The following is an 18,506-nucleotide window of genomic DNA, read 5'->3' as shown; positions in this document are numbered from 1 at the left end:
GAACAACCGGCTGATTCGGTGAATCACCGAGCAGAATTGTACGAGAAACGCTCCGCACGCGATCCCCAGTGGATACGCGTGCGGAGCGTGTCGTGATTGTTCAGGCCACCGGGGGTGGTGCCGCCGCGGCGCCGGTCATGATCGCCACCGCCTCGGACATGGAGTGCGACTTCGGGGTGATCACGGTCGCCCGGCGACCCAGCCGCTGGATGTGGATCCGGTCGGCCACCTCGAAGACGTGCGGCATGTTGTGACTGATCAGGATCACCGGCAGGCCGCGGTCACGGACGTCCCGGATGAGTTGCAGCACCCGGTTGCTCTCCTTGACGCCCAGCGCGGCGGTCGGCTCGTCCAGGATGACCACCTTGCTGCCGAAGGCCGCCGACCGGGCCACCGCCACCGCCTGCCGCTGGCCGCCGGAGAGCGACTCCACGGCCTGGCCGATGTTCTGCAGCGTGCCGATGCCCAGCTCGGACATGTGGCGCTGCGCCTCGGAGCGCATCCCGGACCGGTCCAGCATCCGGAACACCGAACCCAGGACGCCAGGTTTGCGCTGCTCACGGCCCAGGAAGAGGTTGTCGGCGATGTCCAGCCCCGGCGCCACGGCCAGGGTCTGGTAGACGGTCTCGATGCCCGCCTCGCGTGCCTCCATCGGGTTCCGGAAGACGACCCGCTGCCCGTCCAGGTAGATCTCGCCGCTGTCCGGGATCAGCGCCCCGGACAGCGCCTTGATCAGGCTGGACTTGCCGGCGCCGTTGTCACCGATCACGGCCAGGATCTCGCCCGGGTAGAGCTCGAGATCGCCGGACTCGATCGCGGTGACCCGCCCGTACCGTTTGGTGATGCCTTTTGCTTGAAGAACCGGAGTAGTCATGCAGCGCCTCCCGACCCACAAGGCCAAGATCGAAGATCATGACGCTCGCTTCGCTCGGTCATGACTCCACCTCCCGACCCACAGGCCAAATCGAAGATCATGACGCTCGCTTCGCTCGGTCATGACTTCACCTTCCGAATCCACTGGTCGAGTGACACCGCCACGAGGACCAGGAGGCCGATCGCGAAGCCCTGCCAGACCACTTCGACGCCGCCCAGCTGGAGGCCGTTGCGGAAGACGCCGACGATCAGCGCGCCGATCAGGGTGCCGAGCACGCCGCCCCGGCCGCCGAAGAGGCTGGTGCCGCCGAGTACGACCGCGGTGATCGAGTCGAGGTTGTACTCGGTGCCGACGTTCGGGCTGGCCGAGGCCAACCGGCCGATCAGGATCCAGCCGCCGACCGCGTAGAGCAGGCCCGCCACCGTGTACGCCGAGAACAGCACGCGGTTGGTCCGGATGCCGGCCAGCCGCGCCGCCTCGATGTCGTCGCCGGTGGCGTACACATGCTTGCCCCACGCCGTGCGCCCCAGCGCGTAGAAGAAGAACGCGAAGAGCACCAACATGATGATCGACCCGTACGTCAGCCGGAAGCCGCCGATCGGGATCGTGGTGCCGGTCCACGACATGATGTCCGGCATGTCCGAGCCGCGGACCGTCTCACTCTTGCTGACCACCGAGTTCAGCGAGAAGAAGATCGTCAGCGTGCCGAGGGTGACGATGAACGGCGGCAGCTTGATCCGGGTGACCAGGAAGCCGTTCAGCGCGCCCATGACGGTGCCGCAGATCAACCCCAAGATCAAAGCCAGGATTCCGGGTACGCCGAGCTTCACGCAGAAGTTGGCCATCAGGATCGACGAGAAGACCGCGATGGCGCCGGTCGCCAGGTCGATGCCGGCGGTCAGAATGATCAGGGTCTGCCCCAGGGCCAGCACCGCGATCACGGTGACCTGCGCGAGCACCAGCGACAGGTTGGGCGCGGAGAAGAACCGCGGATTGACGATCGAGAACGCGATGATCGCCACGATCAGCACGGCCAGCGGACCGAACACCGGATTGGCGTGCAGCACATGCTGGATCTTCGTGGTCAGGGACTCGTTCCGCTGGGTTTCGAACCCCTCGGTTTCCTTGACGGCTGCGGTCATGGTCAGCCCCAGCAGTTCTGTTTGCCCCAGGCGGAGTCCTTGGCCTCGACTCCGGTCTGCGGCTGATCGGTGATCAGAGTGGCGCCGGTGTCCACGAAGTCCTTGCCGGCGGACGCCGTCGGCTTGGTGCCGTCCTTGGCGAACGCGGCGATCGCGGCGATGCCGTCCTCGGCCATCTTCAGCGGGAACTGCATCGAGGTGGCGCCGATGACGCCGGCCTTGACGTTGTCCACGCCCGGGCAGCCGCCGTCGATCGACACGATGGTGACGGCCTTGTCCTTGCCGGCCGCCTTCAACGCCTGGTAGGCCCCCGCCGCCGCCGGTTCGTTGATCGTGTAGACCAGGTTGATCGACGGGTCCTTCTGGAGCAGGTTCTCCATCGCCGTACGCCCGCCGTCCTCGGCGCCGTCCGTGACGTCGTGCCCGGCGATCCGCGGGTCGTTCTCGTCACCGATCCGGTTGTTGTCACCGACCGGGATGCCGAACCCTTCCAGAAAACCCTGATCCCGCTGTACGTCCACCGAGACGCCATTCGGGTTCAGGTCGAGCATGGCGATCTTCGCCTGCTTGCCGTCCTTGTCGAACTTGGCCTTCGCCCACTGCCCGATCAGCCTGCCCGCCTGCCGGTTGTCGGTGGCGAACGTGGCGTCCGCGGCGTCGGCCGGGTCGGTCGGCGTGTCCAGCGCGATGACCAGAAGGCCGGCCTGCTTGGCCTTGTCGATCGACGGGACGATCGCCTTCGAGTCGCTCGGGGTGATCAGGAAACCCTTGGCGCCGGCCGAGATCAGGTTCTCGATCGCCTGCACCTGGGCCTCGTTGTCGCCGTCCTGCTTACCGGCGAAAGACTGCAGCTCGACGCCCTGGGCGGTGGCCGCCTTCTCGGCTCCCTCCTTCATCTTGACGAAGAACGGGTTGGTGTCGGTCTTGGTGATCAGGCCGACAACGGGTTTGTCGCCGCCACCGCCGTCATCGCCACCGCACGCGGCGGCGCCGAAGAGGAGCGTCATGGCGGCGGATGCGGCCAACGTGGACCGCAGCGGATGTCGCATGTTGTCCTCCACATCGAGTGAGCGATCGAGATCACGAGACAACGTTGTCCCCACTAGACGACTCGGAGGATCGACTGTCAACAATGAGTTTCGGATATGTTGCTATCTGTGACCGCGGAATCGCGTCCCACCATGAACGACGTCGCGCGCGCCGCCGGAGTGAGCCTGAAAACCGTCTCCCGGGTGGTCAACGGCGAGACCACAGTCGCGCCGGACCTGGCCGCGAGGGTGCACGCCGCCGTCGATTCGCTGAACTACCGGCCACACATCGGCGCCAGCATGCTGCGCCGCAACGACCGTCGGACCAGGACGATCGGCGTGCTGCTGGAGGATGTCGGCAACCCGTTCTCGGCAGCACTGCACCGGGCCATCGAGGACGAGTCCCGCCCGCGAGGCGTGCAGGTGCTGACGGCCAGCGTCGACGAGGACCCCCAGCGGGAACGCGACCTGGCCGCCGCCTTCACGGAGCGCCACGCCGACGGTCTGATCATCGCGCCGAGCGGACCCGACCAGAGCTACCTCCGATCATTCCCGGACATCCCGGTGGTGCTGGTCGACCGCCCGGGCACCGGCTTCGCGGCCGACACGGTGCTCGCCACCAACGTCTCCGGCTCCCGCGACGCCGTCCGCCACCTCGTCTCCCACGGGCACCGGCGCATCGCGTACCTCGGGGATCATGATCGGGTGGCGACGGCGCGCGAGCGGCACCGCGGATATCTCGCCGCACTCGGCGCGGCCGGTCTTGTCCCCCACGCGGCGCGGCGGCTGCGCCATCCGTCCTACGCGGAGAGCGCGACGCTGGCGTTGTTCGACCGGGGCGCGCCGCCGACCGCGCTGTTCACCAGCCAGAACCTGATCACGATCGGCGCGGTGCGCGCCCTGCGCCGGCTCGGGCTGCAGCGGCGGGTGGCGCTGGTCGGCTTCGACGACTTCCTCCTGGCCGACCTGCTCGACCCGGCCGTCACGGTGGTCGCGCAGGACCCGGCGCGGATGGGCCGAACCGCGGCGCGGGCCCTCTTCGACCGGATCTACGGCGCTGAGGGGGCGGCACGCGAGATGCCGCCGCGCGAGTTCTGGATCCCGACCCGGCTCATCCCCCGCGGCTCCGGCGAGATCCCCGCCTGACGGCGTCGTAGCGTGGGGGTATGCGCTTGCTGTTGATTTCGGATACGCATAGCCGTGCGTTGCCGGGGGTGGTCTGGCAGGCGGTGGATGACGCTGATGTGGTCGTTCATGCCGGGGACTGGGTGGATGAGGCGGTGCTCGACTCGCTGGCCGGGCGGGCTCGGCGGGTCATCGGGGTCTACGGGAACAATGACGGGGCGGGGCTGCGGGCTCGGCTGCCGCTGGTTGCCCGGGGCGAGCTCGGCGGGGTGCGCTTCGCCGTCGTGCACGAGACCGGGGGCAAGGACGGGCGCGAGAAACGCTGCGCTGCCGCCTACCCGGATGTCGATGTGCTGGTCTTCGGGCACTCGCACATCCCGTGGGACACGACCGCGCCGAACGGGCTGCGGCTGCTCAACCCTGGGTCGCCGACCGATCGCCGGCGTCAGCCGCACGCCACCTATATGACCGCGACCGCCGACGACGGGGCCCTCAGTGACGTCGTTCTCCACCCGATCACCTGACGGTCAATGTGGACAGTTGGCTGTCGGTGGGTATACCTGGTGCATGGATTTCATGGCGTGGGTCAACGTGCTCATGGCGATCATCGGGCTCACCGTGGTCGGCCTCGGCGTTCGGATCCTCGCCGGCGGGACGGTACCGCGATGGGTCACGCCCGTGGACGAGCCGGGGCGGGTCGGCAGGTACGCGCTCTGCTTCGGGGCGTTCTTCCTGCTTCAGGTCGTCGGCTACCTCGGCGTGGAGGCCGGCCTCTTCGACGGGCTCGTGCGCGGCCTGCTCGTGCTGCTCGGCTTCGCGGTCGGGGTGTTCGCGCTCGTCAGGTACCGCCCGCGGGTTTCGAGAGGGTGACCACCCACGCAGAATGAAGGGCGCGGCCGGCCGTTATGGACGCGCAGCGGCCAGGCCGGACGTGCCCGGCCTCGGCGGGAGCTGCGGTCTGCAACCACCCACCGAGGCACGACATCTGTCTTCTGATCTTGAATTTCGGCCCGGCCGACCGAGGGATTTCAGCCCAGGTCGACGGACGGGTAGAGCGGGTAGTCCGCGAGCAGCTCGGTCGCCTGCTTGCTGACGCGGTCGGACAGGGCCGGGTCGAGGGTGTACTTGGCCTTGGAGCCCTCGGCCGGCGTGGTCTGGGCGAGGACCGTGTGGATGAGCTCGGCGATCTGATCCATCTCGGTCGTGCCGAGGCCCCGGCTGGTGAGTGCGGGCGTGCCGACGCGGATGCCTGAGGTGTACCAGGCGCCGTTCGGGTCCTGCGGGATCGCGTTGCGGTTGGTGACGATGCCGGAGTCGAGCAGCGCCTGCTCCGCCTGGCGGCCGGTGAGGCCGAACGGGTGCACGTCGATCAGGACCAGGTGGTTGTCGGTGCCGCCGGAGACCAGCTGCACGCCGCGCCGGGCCAGGCCCTCGGCGAGCGCCTGGGAGTTGGCGACGATCTGCTGGGCGTACGTGGCGAAGGACGGCTGCCGGGCCTCGGCGAACGCGATCGCCTTGGCCGCCATCACGTGGGCGAGCGGGCCGCCGAGCACCATCGGGCAGCCGCGGTCGACCTGGTCGGAGAGCTCGGGGCCGCACAGGACGGCGCCGCCGCGGGGGCCGCGCAGACTCTTGTGGGTGGTGGTGGTGACGATGTGCGCGTGCGGGATCGGGTCGAAGTCGCCGGTGAAGACCTTACCGGCGACAAGTCCGGCGAAGTGGGCCATGTCAACCATGAAGGTGGCGCCGACCTCGTCCGCGATCTCCCGCATGGTGCGGAAATTCACCTTGCGGGGGTACGCCGAGTAGCCGCCGACGATGACCAGCGGCTTGAACTCCTTCGCCGTGGCGCGCAACGCGTCGTAGTCGATCTGGCCGGTGGCCGGGTCCACGCCGTAGCTGCGCTGGTCGAACATCTTGCCGCTGATGTTCGGCCGGAACCCGTGCGTCAGGTGACCGCCGGCGTCCAGGGACATGCCGAGCATGCGCTGGTTGCCGAACGCCGCCCGCAACTCCGCCCACTCGGCGTCGTTCAGGTCGTTGACCTGGCGCTTCTCGAACTTCTTGAGGTACGGGACCTCGACGCGGTCGGCGAGGATCGCCCAGTAGGCGACCAGGTTGGCGTCGATGCCGGAGTGCGGCTGGACGTACGCGTACTGCGCGCCGAACAGCTCGCGGGCATGCTCGGTGGCGACCGACTCGACGGTGTCCACGTTCTGACAGCCGGCGTAGAAGCGGCGGCCGATGGTGCCCTCGGCGTACTTGTCGGAGAGCCAGTTGCCCATGGCCAGCAGGACGGCCGGCGAGGCGTAATTCTCACTGGCGATCAGCTTGAGCGACTCGCGCTGATCGGTGAGTTCCTTGGCGATCGCGTCGGCGATGCGCGGCTCGATGGTGCGGACGACCTCGAGAGCGGAGCGGAAAGCGGAGGATTCGGCGTTCATTCGGACCTCTCTAGCATGTCGGAGAGAGCCCAGGCGCGCGGCAGTCGTCGTCGAGACGGGACCGCTCCACGATGGTTGACCCATCCGAACACGCCAGTCACGGCCCGCGCCAAAGCATACCGGTGCCCTTACGGTGATCAACGTGAACGGTGTCGAGATCCTGTTGATCATCGGTTTGGGCATCGCGGTGTCGGCCCTGGCAAAACGCCGCGGCGTGCAGCCCGGCCTGATCATCGTGGTGTTGGCCGCGGCCGTGTCCTTCATCCCCGGCCTGCCCCGGCTGGAGCTGGAGAGCGAGCTCATCCTGGCGATCGTGGTGCCGCCGCTGCTCTACTCGGCCGCCCGCGGCGCCGCGTTCACCAGCCTCGGCGCCAACCTGCGGCCGATCATCACGCTCGGCGTCGCCCTGGTCGTGCTGACCACCGCCGCCCTCGGCGTGATCACCTCCTGGCTGCTGCCGACGATGGGCCTGGCCACCGCATTCGTGCTGGGCGCGGTGCTCGCCCCACCGGACACGATCACCACCGTCTCGCACGGCGGCGAACTCGGCCTGCCGAAACGGGTCACCTCGATCCTCACCGGGGAAAGCCTGCTCAACGACGCCACCGCGCTGACCCTGTTCACCATCGCGGTCGCGGCGGTCAGCGGCGACGAGGCCACCTGGGCGGGCGGGATCGGGCGGTTCCTCTACACCGCGGTCGCCGGGCTGCTGATCGGCCTGATCTTCGGCGTCGGCACCCTCTGGCTGCGCAAACGGCTGCACAACGCGACGCTGGAGACGGCGCTGGTCCTGCTGCTGCCGTTCACCGCGTTCCTGGCCGCCGAGGAGATCCACGCGTCCGGGATCCTCGCCGTCGTGCTGGCCTCGTTCGCCGTCACCACCAACCTGACCTTCGACCCGCAGCACCAGTACCCCGGCGGCCACCTGACCCGGCTCCAGGAGGACGCGGTCTGGCCGGTGCTCGACTTCCTGCTGGAGACGTTCGTCTTCGCGTATATCGGCCTGCAGTTGCGGTTTGTCCTGGAAGATCTCGAATTCGGGCTGGGCCGGACCCTGATCGCTGCCGGCGTCCTGCTGGTGGCGGCCGTCGTGATCCGCCTGGCCGCGGTGTTCGTGCTGTTCGGCCGCTGGTCGCTGCAGTGGAAGATGATGCGGCTGAAGATGGAACGCGACCCCGACTTCAAGCTCCGCTTCGAACAGAACGTACAGAAACGCCGAGGCCAGCCGTTCGAGCCGCTGCCGTCCAAGGAGATCCTGCTGGTCTCGTGGACCGGCATGCGCGGCATCCTCACGCTGGCGGCGGCCGCGGCGGTCCCCGCCGACGTCGAAGGGCGCGACGCGATCCAGGTGATCGCACTGGTCGTCACGCTCGGCACCTTGCTGATCCAGGGGACCACGCTGCGTGCGCTGGCCCGGCGCCTGCGCATCGACCTGGCAGCCGAGCAGTCGCAGGAGGCTTCGATGCGGCAGATGGGTTCGTCGATCATGGCCGAGGTCTCCGGCTTCGAGGCGCAGCGGAACGCCCTGGGCCAGGCCGTCGTCGACCGCCGGCTCGACGAGGCGACCGCCCGCGAGCTGATCGCCGACATCGATCGGCGTCAGGCGGCCGCCGGTTAATTCGGTTTTCTTGCGTACGCGTCGCTACGGCCGCCGGGCCTCGGGGGCGTGCCGGGCGGTTCGGCTGCGCCCGGACACGCCGGTCGGTGTTGTCTGGCCGGAACAGTGGCTCACCCTCTTCCGCCTTCTCGGTGGATAGGCCTGCGTGCTCTGGGCGGGGGCTCGGCTCGTCCTTGGCATCTTTCGGGGGTGGCGGCCTTGTCCGGGCCGCCGCCGCTGCCGCCACCGCCCTTGCCGCCACCCCTGCCGCTGCCGCCACCGCTACCCCTGCCGCCGCCGCCCTTGCCTCCACCGCTGCCGCCACCACCGCCGCCACCGCTGCCGCCGCCACCGCTGCCGCCGCCACCGCTGCCGCCGCCGCTGCTGCCGCCGCCACCGCTGCCGCCGCCGCTGCTGCCGCCGCCACCGCTGCCGCTGCCGCCACCGCTGCCGCTGCTGCCGCCGCTGCTGCCGCTGCTGCCGCTGCCGCTACGGTCAGGCGGGGTGCCAGGCGGACGGGGTGCCTGCTCGCGGTGGTTGCCGCCACGGTCGCGGAGTGCGGGGTTGCGGCGGGTCTGCCAGGCGCCCGGGTGCCCGCTCGCCGTCACTGCGGCCGCTCACGCTCGTAGCCGGACGCGCCAAGTGGTAGCCAGGGGCGGCATCTGCGGCGGGCACACCACTCCTGCCTACCACTCGCGCGGACGGTGGTGGCTGAGAGCGGTATTCGGCGCCGGATACCGCCCTGGCCCACCACTGCGTGCCTGGTCCCACCACTCGCGCCCGGACCCACCACTCGGTGGGTTTGGCCCACCACTCGTGCCTGGTCCTACCACTCGCGCCCGGACCTACCACCCACGCCCGGACCCACCACCCACGCCCGGACCCACCACCCACGCCCGGACCCACCACCCACGCCCGGACCCACCACCCACGCCCGGACCCACCACCCACGCCCGGACCCACCACCCACGCCCGGACCCACCACCCACGCCTGGGCCTACCACTGACCGCGCCTGGGCAGCGCCGTGAGTGGCGGCAGCGACGGCGAGCGGGCACTCGGGCGCCTGGCATACCCGCAGCAACCCCGCACCCGGCAGACGCCGCGGCGATCAGCGCAAGCAGACACCTGGGCTGCCCGGCAACGACGAGCGGGACTTCCTCGCGAGAGTCAGGAACGGCGACTCGGACCACGTCGGGCGGGACCGTGCCGAGAGAAGCGGCCCCGCCCGATCGCCACTGCGGCGCACTGACCCTGGCCGTGAGAATTCAGGACCGCTATGACGTTGACGTCTGCTCAGCCGTAGGCGGCGAACTCCACCAATTCGGCGTCGCCCGGCCGCCAGCCGTCGACGACCAGCGCCAGGTAGCGGGCCGACGTGGCGAGCGGGATCTCGGTGTGCCGTGCGGGCTTCCTGACCCGGGCGACCGTGGGATAGGAGACGCCGTCGGTGGAGCGTTCGATGCGGATCGGCGGGCGGGGGCCCCGCGTCCAGTTCAGGCGGATCGCCGACACCGTCTCCACGGTGCCCAGGTCGACCACCATGCGGCCGGTCGGGCCGGGGCGCCACGACGTCTGCTGCTTGGCGTCGACGGCGTACGCGGGAGAGGTCATGCCCACCGGCAGCGGCGAGGTCGGGAAGGTGGTGCGGCCGCGGGCCAGGTCGGCCGCCGGGGTGATCGGGCCGCCGGGCACGACCAGCGTGCGTGACCGGCCGGCCGCCAGCCGCACCGGGGCCGACCAGGTGCCGGAGGTGAGCGTCACCGCGACCGGCTCGGAGTGCGGGGCGGTGACCGTGACCCGGTGCGAGTTTGTCACGTCGAAGCGGGTGCCGATGGGTGGCTTGCCGGTCACCTTGAAGCGGGGCGGCTCGACCCGGCCGGTCGCCGCCGGCTGGGTCACCGGCCAGGCCAGGCCGTCCCGGCGGACCACCTGCGAGCCGAGGTAGAGCAGGCGGGTGGACGGGATGGTGACGGTCGCGCCGCGGACCGGGTCGGCGGAGAGGTTGAACAGGCTCAGGTAGCCGTCGGCGTCGGAGGCGCGCAGGCCGGGCGGGGTGCGCGGGATGCGGCGGCGGGCCAGGGCCGGCAGGTCCAGGCCGGTGTGCGCGTAGCCCTCGATGAGGACCGGTGACGCGGGGCCGGTGGCCGCGATGACCCCGGTCGCGGTGACCGTGATCGTGCGGTCGGTGCCGTGTGTGACCAGGGCGGCGCGGCCGTCGATGTCGACCCAGCCGCCGGACAGCTCATGCGCCGACGGTACGGCTGCCGCGTCGGACCAGCCGACGGCGTCCACCGAGGTCTGGATCACGTACTTGGTCCCGTACGCGGACTCCCAGAAAAGCCTGACCCCCGCGACCGTGACCGGCGAACCCAGATCGACCGCGAACCAGGCGTCCTGCCGTCCGTATTCCTCCCGGTCGACCGTCCAGCGGGTCTCGGGGTTGCCGTCGGTGGCGTTGGAGGCCGGAAAGGACACATCGGACGACGAGGCGGCGGGCAGCGCGCCCTGGGCGAGGTCGGCGCCGGCGTCGTCGAGGACGCTGAAGGTCCACAGCGAGTAGCCGTACTGGTTGGCGGCCGCGTCGCCCCGCATCCGGACGTAGCGGGCGGTGCGCGGCTCGAACCGCAGCTCGTCCACGTCGCCGTTGCCGCCGCCACCGCCGCTGCCGTCCAGCGTGAGGGTGCCGGTGCTACTGGTGAAGGTGCGCCTGCCGGTCAGCCCCGGCACGCCGGGCATGTCCAGGTTGAACAGTGCCAGCGGCCCCTCGTCGGTGCCGATGCCGGTGCTCGCGTACACCACCGTGCCGGTCGGCAACGTGGCGTAGCCGGCGTAGTTGTCACCGAAGGTGAGCACCGTGGCGGTGGCGTCGACCCCGTCGCGGAGCCTGTCCCACGCCCGCGTCCAGGTCTCGCCCGGGTTGCGTGTGGACGCCGGGAGGAAGGCCGCGGCGCGCATGTCGACCAGCCAGTTGTCGTGCCGTGGCTGCCAGTGCAGGTTGACGAAGCCGGTCTTGGTCGCCGCGGCGGCGAACGCGGCCGGCGTCTGCTGCACGGTCAGCCCGACGTCGGCGCCGAAGTCGCGGGTGCCGCTCGCGCGGGCGAAGAACTCGGCGCTGGTCACCGGCACGGTGGGGTGGGCGCGGCTGCGGTGGAAGAGGTAGGCGATGGCGAGCTCGGCGCGGGCTTCCGGCTCGGAGGCGTCCTCGCCGCCGAACTTCGCGAGGCGGAACTCCGGGTCGTGCCGCAGGTAGGGCTCGAGCCGCACGGCCAGGTCGGCTTCGGCGCGGGCGGCGTCCCGGTCGCCGAGCACCTGGGCGAGGTAGGCCAGCGGCAGCACGTCCCGCCCGTACAGGTGGTAGCGGCTCGTCACCATCGGCATGACCGGCTCGCCCGCGTCGCTGCCCAGCAGCCGGAGCGTGCGCCACAACTGCTCGCCGTTGGGCTGGTGCAGCAGCACCTCGGGCACCGGTTTGCCGGCCGCCAGGAAGTGGATCGCCGCCCGGCCCGCGGTCCGCCACAGCTCGGCCTGGTGATGCGGGTCGACCGCGTCGTCATGTTCGACGACGAAGGTGTCGTGCAGGTTCTGGGCCCGGTTGCGCTCCTTGACCAGCAGCCCGTCCAGCCGTGCCAGGTTGGCGCGGTCCGCCGCCGGCAGCCCGCTCGCGTTGGACGCCCAGTAGCTGAAGCGTTCCCGCAGCGCCGCGTCGTCCTTGCCCCAGGCCAGCCCCGGCGCGATGGCCTGCGCGTAGACGCCCATCTCGGCGAGCTTGCTGTCGCCCTCCCAGCCACCCGCGGCGCCGTTCGGGCTCGAGCCGGCGCTCAGCGGATCGTTGCCGTACGCCAGCCCGAACGCGTAGGCGGCCTGCCCCGACCCGATGGCCGCGACCCGCGTCCGCGTGCGAACGTCCAGGTCACGCCAGAGCAGCCGGGCGGCCAGCAGGAAGTACAGCTCGAACGTGGAGTCCCAGAACAGCTGCCGCCCCCACCCGTCCCCGCCGGCCAGCCGATTGGTACCCGCGAACCGCTTGATCGTGGCAACCGTGTGCGCCCGCAACGTGTCCCGCCCCACACCGGCCAGCGCGGCGTCGTAACGCCGATCGGTGAGCAGCACGGCGTTACCCAGCACCGAGGCGAACCGGAAGTCGGCCGCACTGTAGGCCCCGCTCGCCTGGTCCCACTGCTTCTCCACCCAGCGTGTGTGCAGGTGCAGCACACGGTGATAGGCGTCGGCCACAGGGTCCGCTTTGGGCGGACTCTGCAGCGGATCGGGAACCGCAACGCTCGACCGCGGCGGCAGCGTCACGGCCGCACCGAGCACCCCGCTGAAGGCGAGGAAGCGACGGCGGGACATCGGCACCAATCAGACCTCCACGTCGCGGTAGACGTGCCTATGAATATCCCGCCGAGCCACGCTCCGACAAATCGGAAACTTCTTCGTTATAAAGACGAACACCAATCCGAGACCAACTCAAGATCAACTCACCCCTGGTCACCTCCTCGGCGGTGCGACCCCCACACGGCCTGATCGCCAACGCCGGGATGCTCTCCATCGACACGCGCCGCCGACCGCGCCGCTAGTCGATGAGGCTGGGCAGGGTCGCCGCGGCGAAGAGGAACGCCAGCCACGCGACGAGCGCCCACCAGGGCATGGCGGAGAGGCCATCGCTGAACTCCTGGGCCACGGCCAGCAGCGTCTCGGTCATGGCCGCTTAGGTCGGCTGTCACCGGCCGGAGTTGAGAATTCGCGCGTGTGGGACACGATCAGGTCGGCGAGGCGCTCCGGCTGGCCGTGGGCCAGCATCATGTGGCCCAGGCCGGGGACGCGTTCCAGGCGGGCGCCGGCGATCTGTGAAGCCAGGGCCTCGGTGTGCGGCGGCGGGAACATCGGGTCGGCCTCGGCGGCGATCACCAGGGTCGGCGCGATGATCGCCGAGAGGGGCGGCGGGGTGCCCTCGGCGCCTCGGTAGTGGTTGGCGCCGGACGTCCAGTCGCGGGCCCGCGAGACGGCCTCCACCGCCATGCGGCGGGCCGCGGGACGGTCGAAACCCGGGCTCGCGGTGAAGAGCTCGTAGGCGCGGACCGCCACGTCGATGCGCTGGGCGGGCGTGGTCTGGGGCAGGTCGGCGAGCGCGGCGACCGCTGCCATGAAGGTCGGGTCGGCCGGCGGCAGGCCGGGGTGGTCGCCGGTGATCGGGGTGGTGTTCATCAGGGTCAGCGTGCGGACCCGGCCGGGCGACGAACCCGCCAGCCACTGGGCGATGGCGCCGCCCATCGACGTGCCCACCACATGCGCGGAGTCCAGGGACAGGCCGTCGAGGACCGCCGCGGCGTCGGCGACCAGGTCGGCCGCGCCGTACGGCGACGCGTCGAAGTCGACCAGGTCGGATCGGCCGGTGTCGCGGTGGTCGTAGCGGATCACCTGGAGGCCGCCGGCCACCAGGCGCTCGACGAAGGCGGCCGGCCAGTGGACCGCCTGAGCCTCGGCGCCCATGATGAGCAGGACCGGCGGGTCGGCCGGATCGCCGTCCCTCGTCGTCCACAACCGCAGCTCGCCCGACGTCACATAGGTCATGTGCGCATTTAACCGCAGGGGATCTGTTTCGCCTTGACCTTGGCGCGCAGCACGTGCTCGGCGGCGTCGGTGACGCGGTCGGCGAAGGCCGGGTCCTTGCGCGCCCGGGCGACCAGCGCCTCGGACATCGGCTCGGCGTCCTCCGGGCGGATGCTCAGCGCCACATCGCCGCCGGCGGCCACGAAACGGACGGCACGGTCACCCGGCGGGATGGCGGCGGCGGCCTTCGCGGCGCCCAGGTCGTCGGACATCACCACGCCGTCGAAGCCCATCTTCTCCCGCAGCAGGCCGGTGATGATCGGCTGGGAGAAGGTGGCGATGGTCTTGTCGTCCAGCTTCGGATACGACGCCGAGGAGATCATCACCGACGCCGAACCCGCCTTGATGCCCGCGGCGAACGGCTTCAGGTACGGATCGTCCACCGTGGCCGTGGTGTCCACCGCCTCGGTCGACGTGTCGGTGTTGGCGCGGGTGCGGCCCAGCCCCGGGAAGTGCTTGAGGACGGTCAGCACGCCGCTGTCCTGGGAGGCCGCCACCGCCTGCTCGATGTCCACGGCGACCGCGGCCGGGTCGGAGCCGTACTGGCGGTGGAAGTTGCCGATCGGCGGATTGTCCTCGCCGACCTCGGTCGGCACGGTGTCGGCGACCGGGGCCAGGTTGATCGTCACCCCGATGGCGGCGAGTCGCGTGGCGCTGCCGCGTACCTCATCACGAAGTTTGGTCTGTGAACCGCGACCGAGCCGCTCAGCCGAGGGGATCAGGGGGAAGTCCTTGCCCTTGAGCGTCTGGACGCTGCCGCCCTCCTGGTCGAGGGCGACCAGCAGCGGGGTGGTCGCCTCGGCCTGCAGCGCCCGGATGTCGGCCCGCAGCGCGGACGCCTCGCGGGTGCTGCGGCCGGCCAGGAAGACGCCGCCCAGGTGGTGGCGCTCGATCTCGCCGGTGAGGCCGCGGGGCTCGTCCACCGGCGTACCGATCATCAGCAGTTGACCTGCTTTTTGCTCCAGGCTGAGCCGGCTGACGGCGGTCTCCACGCAGTCGGCCGGGCTTGGCGTCGCGCTCGGCGAAATGTCCGGAACAACGGGAGTGGGAACGGCGGCCGGCGGCGGGGGCGGATCGCCGCACGCGGCGGTCAGCGCGACCGCCGCGAGCACCCACCACAGGCGACGGCGGGCGGTCGAGGCGGTCGCGGTCATCGGCCCAACGCTACCGGAACCCGGTCAGGCGTACCGGCGGCGCAGGTTCGGGTCGGCGATGGCCGGCGCCACATAACCGGCGTCGCCCGCGCTCACGTTGGTGCCCGGCGGGACGATCTCGTCGATCCGGTCGAGCAGCTTCTGCCCGAGCGTCAGGTCGGCGGCGCCGAGCTGGGACGTGAGCTGGTCCATCGTGCGCGGCCCGATGATCGCCGAGGTCACCGCCGGGTGCCGGATGACGAACGCGATCGCGACGTGGACCAGCGACTCCCCGGCCTCGTCGGCGAGCTCGCCCAGGGCGTCGGCCGCCTCCAGCTTGCGCTGGTTCTCCGGCCGGGACAGGTCGTACCGTGCCGGGATCCGCTTGGCCCGGTTGGTCTGCGGCTCGTCGGCGCCCTTGCGGTAGCGGCCGCTCAGCCAGCCACCGGCGAGCGGGCTCCACGGGAGCACGCCCATCCCGTACTTCTGCGCGACCGGCAGCAGGTCGGCCTCGATGCCGCGGACCAGCATCGAGTACGGCGGCTGCTCGGTGCGGAACCGGCCCAGCCCGCGCCGCTCGGCCGTCCACTGGGCCTCCACCACCCGGTACGCCGGATAGGTGGACGAGCCGAACGCGCGGATCTTGCCCTGCCGCTGCAGGTCGGTCAGCGCGGACAGGGTCTCCTCGTCGTCGGTGTCCTCGTCCGGCCGGTGGATCTGGTAGAGGTCGATGTAGTCGGTGTTCAGGCGGCGCAGGCTGTCCTCGACGCCGCGGACGATCCAGCGGCGCGAGTTGCCCTGCCGGTTGGGGTCACCTTTGGTCCCGACCTGCGCGTCCACCGGCACGCCCATCTGGCCGTGCACCTTGGTGGCCAGGATGACGTCGTCGCGCTTGCCGTTGGCGAGCGCCTTGCCGACGATCACCTCCGACTCGCCCTGCGAGTAGACGTCCGCGGTGTCGATGAAGTTGATCCCGGCGTCCAGCGCGGCGTGGATGATCCTGACGGACTCGTCATGGTCGGGCTCGCCCCAGGCGCCGAACATCATGGCGCCGAGGCAGAGCGGACTGACGTGCATTCCGGTACGTCCGAGGCTGCGATATTCCATGCCTCGAACCTATGCCGGATCTTGCCGGTTCTCCTGGTAGACGTCCGGGATCCCGTCGGCGTCCGCGTCGACGCTCTCCTGTTCGGCGATCCGCCGGTAGTGCCTGTTCCGGATGCGCAGCAGCACCGCGGCCAGCAGCGCGGCGACCAGCGACCCGGCCAGCACGCCGATCTTGGCCTGGTCGTCGCGTGCGGTGCCCGTCCCGAAGGCGAGCTCGCCGATGAGTAGCGACACGGTGAAGCCGATCCCGCCGAGCAGGCCCAGCCCGAGCACGTCCCACCAGCTCAGCTCGTCGGCGAGCCGGGCCCGGGTGAACCGCTGCACCAGCCAGGTCGCACCGGTGATGCCGATCGCCTTGCCGGCGACCAGCCCGGCCGCCACGCCGACCGTGATGGTGCTGAGCCCGGCGCCGGCGATCGCCACCCCGGCCGAGAAGAACGCGAAGACGGGTACGGCCAGCCCGGCCGACAGCGGCCGCAGGTGATGTTCGAGGGTCTCCCCCGTGCGTACCGGCACGGTGAACGCCAGCAGCACGCCGGCGACGGTCGGATGCACCCCCGACTCGTGCATCAGATACCAGGTCAGGAGGGCCAGCGGGGGGAGCAGCAGTCTCGTTCTCCGGAATCGCCACGCGAGTCCGAAGAGCGCCACGCACGGCAGCACGGCCAGGAGCGGCAGCAGATGCAGCGACGACGTGTAGAAGATCGCGATGATCGCGATGGCCAGCAGGTCGTCGACCACCGCCAGGGTGAGCAGGAAGATGCGCATCGGGGCGGGCAGATGCGTGCTGATCAGCCCGAGCACGGCCACCGCGAACGCGATGTCGGTCGCGGTGGGGATCGCCCACCCGCGCAGGTGCGGGGTGCCGGCATTGATCAGGACGAAGACCAGCGCGGGTACGGCCATGCCACCCACCGCCGCGACCACCGGCAGGGCCGCCCGCCGCGGATCCCGCAGGTCACCGGCCACGAACTCGCGTTTGAGCTCCAGCCCCGCCACGAAGAAGAAGATCGCCAGCAGCCCGTCCGCCGCCCACGCCGCCAGGGTCAACGGCCCGAGCCTGGTCTCCGAGAGCACGCGGTAGCCGTCGGCCCAGGGAGAGTTCGCCCAGATCAGCGCGATGGCCGCGGCGCCGACGAGCAGCAGGCCGCCGACCGTCTCGGCACGCAGCACCTCGGCGATCCGGCGCGCCTCGGGCCAGGTGCCGCGGCTGAAGAGACTCGGTCCTGACACGGGAAGCTCCTTAAGGGCACGGCTGTGACATCGCCGACCAGACTTCCCGGCACACCTGACGTCGACCCTACCGGCTGGTGGATGGTTGGATCGGCAGAGCCGCCGACCAGATAAGGGACATTTCACATGCGCATCGCCCGTCTCGTCACCGCCGCCGTCGTCGCGGCGGCCGTCGCCGTGATCAGCACCGGCAGCCCCGCGCTCGCCCACAACTCGCTGACCAAGGCGGTGCCGGCCAAGAACGCGACGGTCGCCGAGTCACCGGCGAAGGTCGAGCTGTCGTTCCTGCAGAAGGTCGACGCGACCAAGCTGACCATCGAGGTCACCGACGCGCAGGGGCAGAAGGTGCCGTCGGACAGGCCCGAGGCGGATGGCAAGAAGGGTGTGCTGACGCTGACCGGCACGCTGGCCAACGGGACCTACTCGGTGGCGTACAGCGTCGTGTCGGAGGACGGGCACCCGGTCAAGGGCTCGTACAAGTTCACTGTGGACTCTCCGGCCGCGCCGTCCGCCCCGCCGTCGGCGACTCCCACGCTCGAGACTCCGGCCGCGCCTGCCGCGTCGCCCGAGACCGTCGCTGCCGCCGGCACGTCCGACGACGACGGCCCCGGCGCGGGCTTGATCATCGCGATCGTCGCGGCGGTCGCGGTGATTGCGGCGGGCGCCATCTTTGTCGCTCGTCGCCGCAAAACAACCGAATAGTACGCGTCTCGGGCAAACCAACCGCAATGGCCGAGTCCCGAGCGCCCGAGCAGGGCAATCCTCCACTGTGATCGCTCAGCTACTCAAAGTCACTCATACTTTCGGCTAGTCACGGCTAGCCCTCTCGGCTAGGGTCATCACCACTGAACGGGTAGATGCATGCCCCAAAGCTGAAGAAGAAAACCTGGCCTACCGGGCCCCGGCGATTCGCCGGAGGCCGGGCTCTCCGGACAGGTGACAGGGAGGAAACCAGCATGACCGTCACGACGCAGACCAGTGAAGATGTGACGCTCGCCCCCGCGGAGAGCGCTGCCGACCTGCTCAACGCCATGGCCGCCATGCCGGCCGGGCACCCGTCACGGGCCGCGCTGCGCGACCGGGCCATCGAGGCGTGGTTGCCTCTGGCCCGTCACCTCGCCCACCGCTACTCCGGCCGCGGCGAGCCCACCGACGACCTGATCCAGACCGCGAACGTCGGCCTGATCAAAGCGGTCGACAAGTTCGACCCCG

16 protein-coding genes, 1 pseudogene and 1 riboswitch are annotated in these 18,506 nt (G+C 70.5%); of the genes and pseudogenes, 7 read left to right on the top strand and 10 right to left on the bottom strand.

Annotation, left to right across the window (positions count from 1 at the left end; all coding sequences use genetic code 11):
- Window positions 1-100: 100 nt before the first annotated feature.
- The 3 genes from QSK31_RS43030 to QSK31_RS43020 all read right to left on the bottom strand — a co-directional run bounded on the left by QSK31_RS43030 (window position 101) and on the right by QSK31_RS43020 (window position 3,065).
- Entirely contained in the window at window positions 101-874 is a 774-nt protein-coding gene (locus QSK31_RS43030; protein ID WP_285690758.1) for an ATP-binding cassette domain-containing protein, read from the bottom strand.
- Between the two features lie 119 nt (window positions 875-993).
- Window positions 994-2,016, bottom strand: coding sequence for an ABC transporter permease (locus QSK31_RS43025; protein ID WP_285690757.1), 1,023 nt, complete (start codon window positions 2,014-2,016; stop codon window positions 994-996).
- A 2-nt stretch (window positions 2,017-2,018) separates the two neighbouring features.
- Entirely contained in the window at window positions 2,019-3,065 is a 1,047-nt protein-coding gene (locus QSK31_RS43020) for a substrate-binding domain-containing protein (protein WP_285690756.1), read from the bottom strand.
- Between the two features lie 132 nt (window positions 3,066-3,197).
- Between QSK31_RS43020 and QSK31_RS43015 the strand changes: the two genes are divergently transcribed.
- The 3 genes from QSK31_RS43015 to QSK31_RS43005 are packed head-to-tail and all read left to right on the top strand — an operon-like array spanning window position 3,198 to window position 5,039.
- Window positions 3,198-4,190 (top strand): LacI family DNA-binding transcriptional regulator, encoded by a 993-nt coding sequence (locus QSK31_RS43015; RefSeq protein WP_285690755.1) that lies wholly within the window; start codon window positions 3,198-3,200, stop codon window positions 4,188-4,190.
- 20 nt (window positions 4,191-4,210) lie between these two features.
- Entirely contained in the window at window positions 4,211-4,693 is a 483-nt protein-coding gene (locus QSK31_RS43010) for a metallophosphoesterase family protein (protein WP_285690754.1), read from the top strand.
- Between the two features lie 43 nt (window positions 4,694-4,736).
- Entirely contained in the window at window positions 4,737-5,039 is a 303-nt protein-coding gene (locus tag QSK31_RS43005) for a hypothetical protein (protein ID WP_285690753.1), read from the top strand.
- Window positions 5,040-5,197: 158 nt separating this feature from the next.
- Here the strand turns inward: QSK31_RS43005 and QSK31_RS43000 are convergent, their stop codons facing one another.
- A complete protein-coding gene (locus tag QSK31_RS43000; RefSeq protein ID WP_285690752.1) occupies window positions 5,198-6,613 on the bottom strand; it encodes a glycine hydroxymethyltransferase in 1,416 nt (471 codons plus the stop codon).
- 20 nt (window positions 6,614-6,633) lie between these two features.
- A riboswitch (ZMP/ZTP riboswitch) is annotated at window positions 6,634-6,724 on the bottom strand.
- A 31-nt stretch (window positions 6,725-6,755) separates the two neighbouring features.
- Between QSK31_RS43000 and QSK31_RS42995 the strand changes: the two genes are divergently transcribed.
- Complete coding sequence (locus QSK31_RS42995) at window positions 6,756-8,231, top strand: cation:proton antiporter (RefSeq protein ID WP_285690751.1); 1,476 nt, start codon at window positions 6,756-6,758, stop codon at window positions 8,229-8,231.
- 19 nt (window positions 8,232-8,250) lie between these two features.
- Window positions 8,251-8,370: pseudogene (locus QSK31_RS42990) on the top strand (ErmE/ErmH/ErmO/ErmR family 23S rRNA (adenine(2058)-N(6))-methyltransferase); the annotation flags it as partial.
- Window positions 8,371-9,504: 1,134 nt separating this feature from the next.
- On the opposite strand, the gene QSK31_RS42985 reads toward QSK31_RS42990, so the two are convergent.
- The 6 genes from QSK31_RS42985 to nhaA all read right to left on the bottom strand — a co-directional run bounded on the left by QSK31_RS42985 (window position 9,505) and on the right by nhaA (window position 17,294).
- Window positions 9,505-12,561, bottom strand: a complete 3,057-nt coding sequence (locus QSK31_RS42985; protein WP_285690750.1) for a discoidin domain-containing protein — start codon at window positions 12,559-12,561, stop codon at window positions 9,505-9,507.
- Between the two features lie 223 nt (window positions 12,562-12,784).
- Window positions 12,785-12,913 carry a hypothetical protein gene (locus QSK31_RS42980; protein ID WP_285690749.1) on the bottom strand — a complete coding sequence of 43 codons (129 nt, stop codon included), beginning with the start codon at window positions 12,911-12,913 and terminating at the stop codon, window positions 12,785-12,787.
- Entirely contained in the window at window positions 12,910-13,782 is an 873-nt protein-coding gene (locus QSK31_RS42975) for an alpha/beta fold hydrolase (protein WP_285690748.1), read from the bottom strand. The genes QSK31_RS42980 and QSK31_RS42975 overlap by 4 nt, the downstream gene beginning before the upstream one ends.
- A gap of 8 nt (window positions 13,783-13,790) precedes the next feature.
- Entirely contained in the window at window positions 13,791-14,975 is a 1,185-nt protein-coding gene (locus QSK31_RS42970; protein ID WP_285690747.1) for a glycoside hydrolase family 3 N-terminal domain-containing protein, read from the bottom strand.
- Window positions 14,976-14,999: 24 nt separating this feature from the next.
- A complete protein-coding gene (locus QSK31_RS42965; protein WP_285690745.1) occupies window positions 15,000-16,061 on the bottom strand; it encodes an aldo/keto reductase in 1,062 nt (353 codons plus the stop codon).
- Between the two features lie 9 nt (window positions 16,062-16,070).
- A complete protein-coding gene (nhaA, locus tag QSK31_RS42960) occupies window positions 16,071-17,294 on the bottom strand; it encodes a Na+/H+ antiporter NhaA (RefSeq protein ID WP_285690744.1) in 1,224 nt (407 codons plus the stop codon).
- Between the two features lie 126 nt (window positions 17,295-17,420).
- Between nhaA and QSK31_RS42955 the strand changes: the two genes are divergently transcribed.
- Window positions 17,421-17,996, top strand: coding sequence for a copper resistance CopC family protein (locus QSK31_RS42955; RefSeq protein ID WP_285690743.1), 576 nt, complete (start codon window positions 17,421-17,423; stop codon window positions 17,994-17,996).
- A 254-nt stretch (window positions 17,997-18,250) separates the two neighbouring features.
- Window positions 18,251-18,506, top strand: a 256-nt coding sequence (locus tag QSK31_RS42950; protein ID WP_285690742.1) for a sigma factor, incomplete at its 3' end; no start/stop codon positions are given.

Source organism: Actinoplanes sp. NBRC 103695, from assembly GCF_030269485.1.
GTDB lineage: Bacteria > Actinomycetota > Actinomycetes > Mycobacteriales > Micromonosporaceae > Actinoplanes.
The sequence above is the reverse complement of the archived record's forward strand: the minus strand, read 5'-3'. Positions and strand labels throughout refer to the sequence as shown.

Excerpts from the sequence above, each read along its gene's own strand:
- QSK31_RS43030 (WP_285690758.1), bottom strand. The coding sequence starts at position 874 with ATGACTACTCCGGTTCTTCAAGCAAAAGGCATCACCAAACGGTACGGG.
- QSK31_RS43025 (WP_285690757.1), bottom strand. The coding sequence starts at position 2,016 with ATGACCGCAGCCGTCAAGGAAACCGAGGGGTTCGAAACCCAGCGGAAC.
- QSK31_RS43020 (WP_285690756.1), bottom strand. The coding sequence starts at position 3,065 with ATGCGACATCCGCTGCGGTCCACGTTGGCCGCATCCGCCGCCATGACG.
- QSK31_RS43015 (WP_285690755.1), top strand. The coding sequence starts at position 3,198 with ATGAACGACGTCGCGCGCGCCGCCGGAGTGAGCCTGAAAACCGTCTCC.
- QSK31_RS43010 (WP_285690754.1), top strand. The coding sequence starts at position 4,211 with ATGCGCTTGCTGTTGATTTCGGATACGCATAGCCGTGCGTTGCCGGGG.
- QSK31_RS43005 (WP_285690753.1), top strand. The coding sequence starts at position 4,737 with ATGGATTTCATGGCGTGGGTCAACGTGCTCATGGCGATCATCGGGCTC.
- QSK31_RS43000 (WP_285690752.1), bottom strand. The coding sequence starts at position 6,613 with ATGAACGCCGAATCCTCCGCTTTCCGCTCCGCTCTCGAGGTCGTCCGC.
- QSK31_RS42985 (WP_285690750.1), bottom strand. The coding sequence starts at position 12,561 with ATGTCCCGCCGTCGCTTCCTCGCCTTCAGCGGGGTGCTCGGTGCGGCC.
- QSK31_RS42980 (WP_285690749.1), bottom strand. The coding sequence starts at position 12,913 with ATGACCGAGACGCTGCTGGCCGTGGCCCAGGAGTTCAGCGATGGCCTC.
- QSK31_RS42975 (WP_285690748.1), bottom strand. The coding sequence starts at position 13,782 with ATGACCTATGTGACGTCGGGCGAGCTGCGGTTGTGGACGACGAGGGAC.
- QSK31_RS42970 (WP_285690747.1), bottom strand. The coding sequence starts at position 14,975 with ATGACCGCGACCGCCTCGACCGCCCGCCGTCGCCTGTGGTGGGTGCTC.
- QSK31_RS42965 (WP_285690745.1), bottom strand. The coding sequence starts at position 16,061 with ATGGAATATCGCAGCCTCGGACGTACCGGAATGCACGTCAGTCCGCTC.
- QSK31_RS42955 (WP_285690743.1), top strand. The coding sequence starts at position 17,421 with ATGCGCATCGCCCGTCTCGTCACCGCCGCCGTCGTCGCGGCGGCCGTC.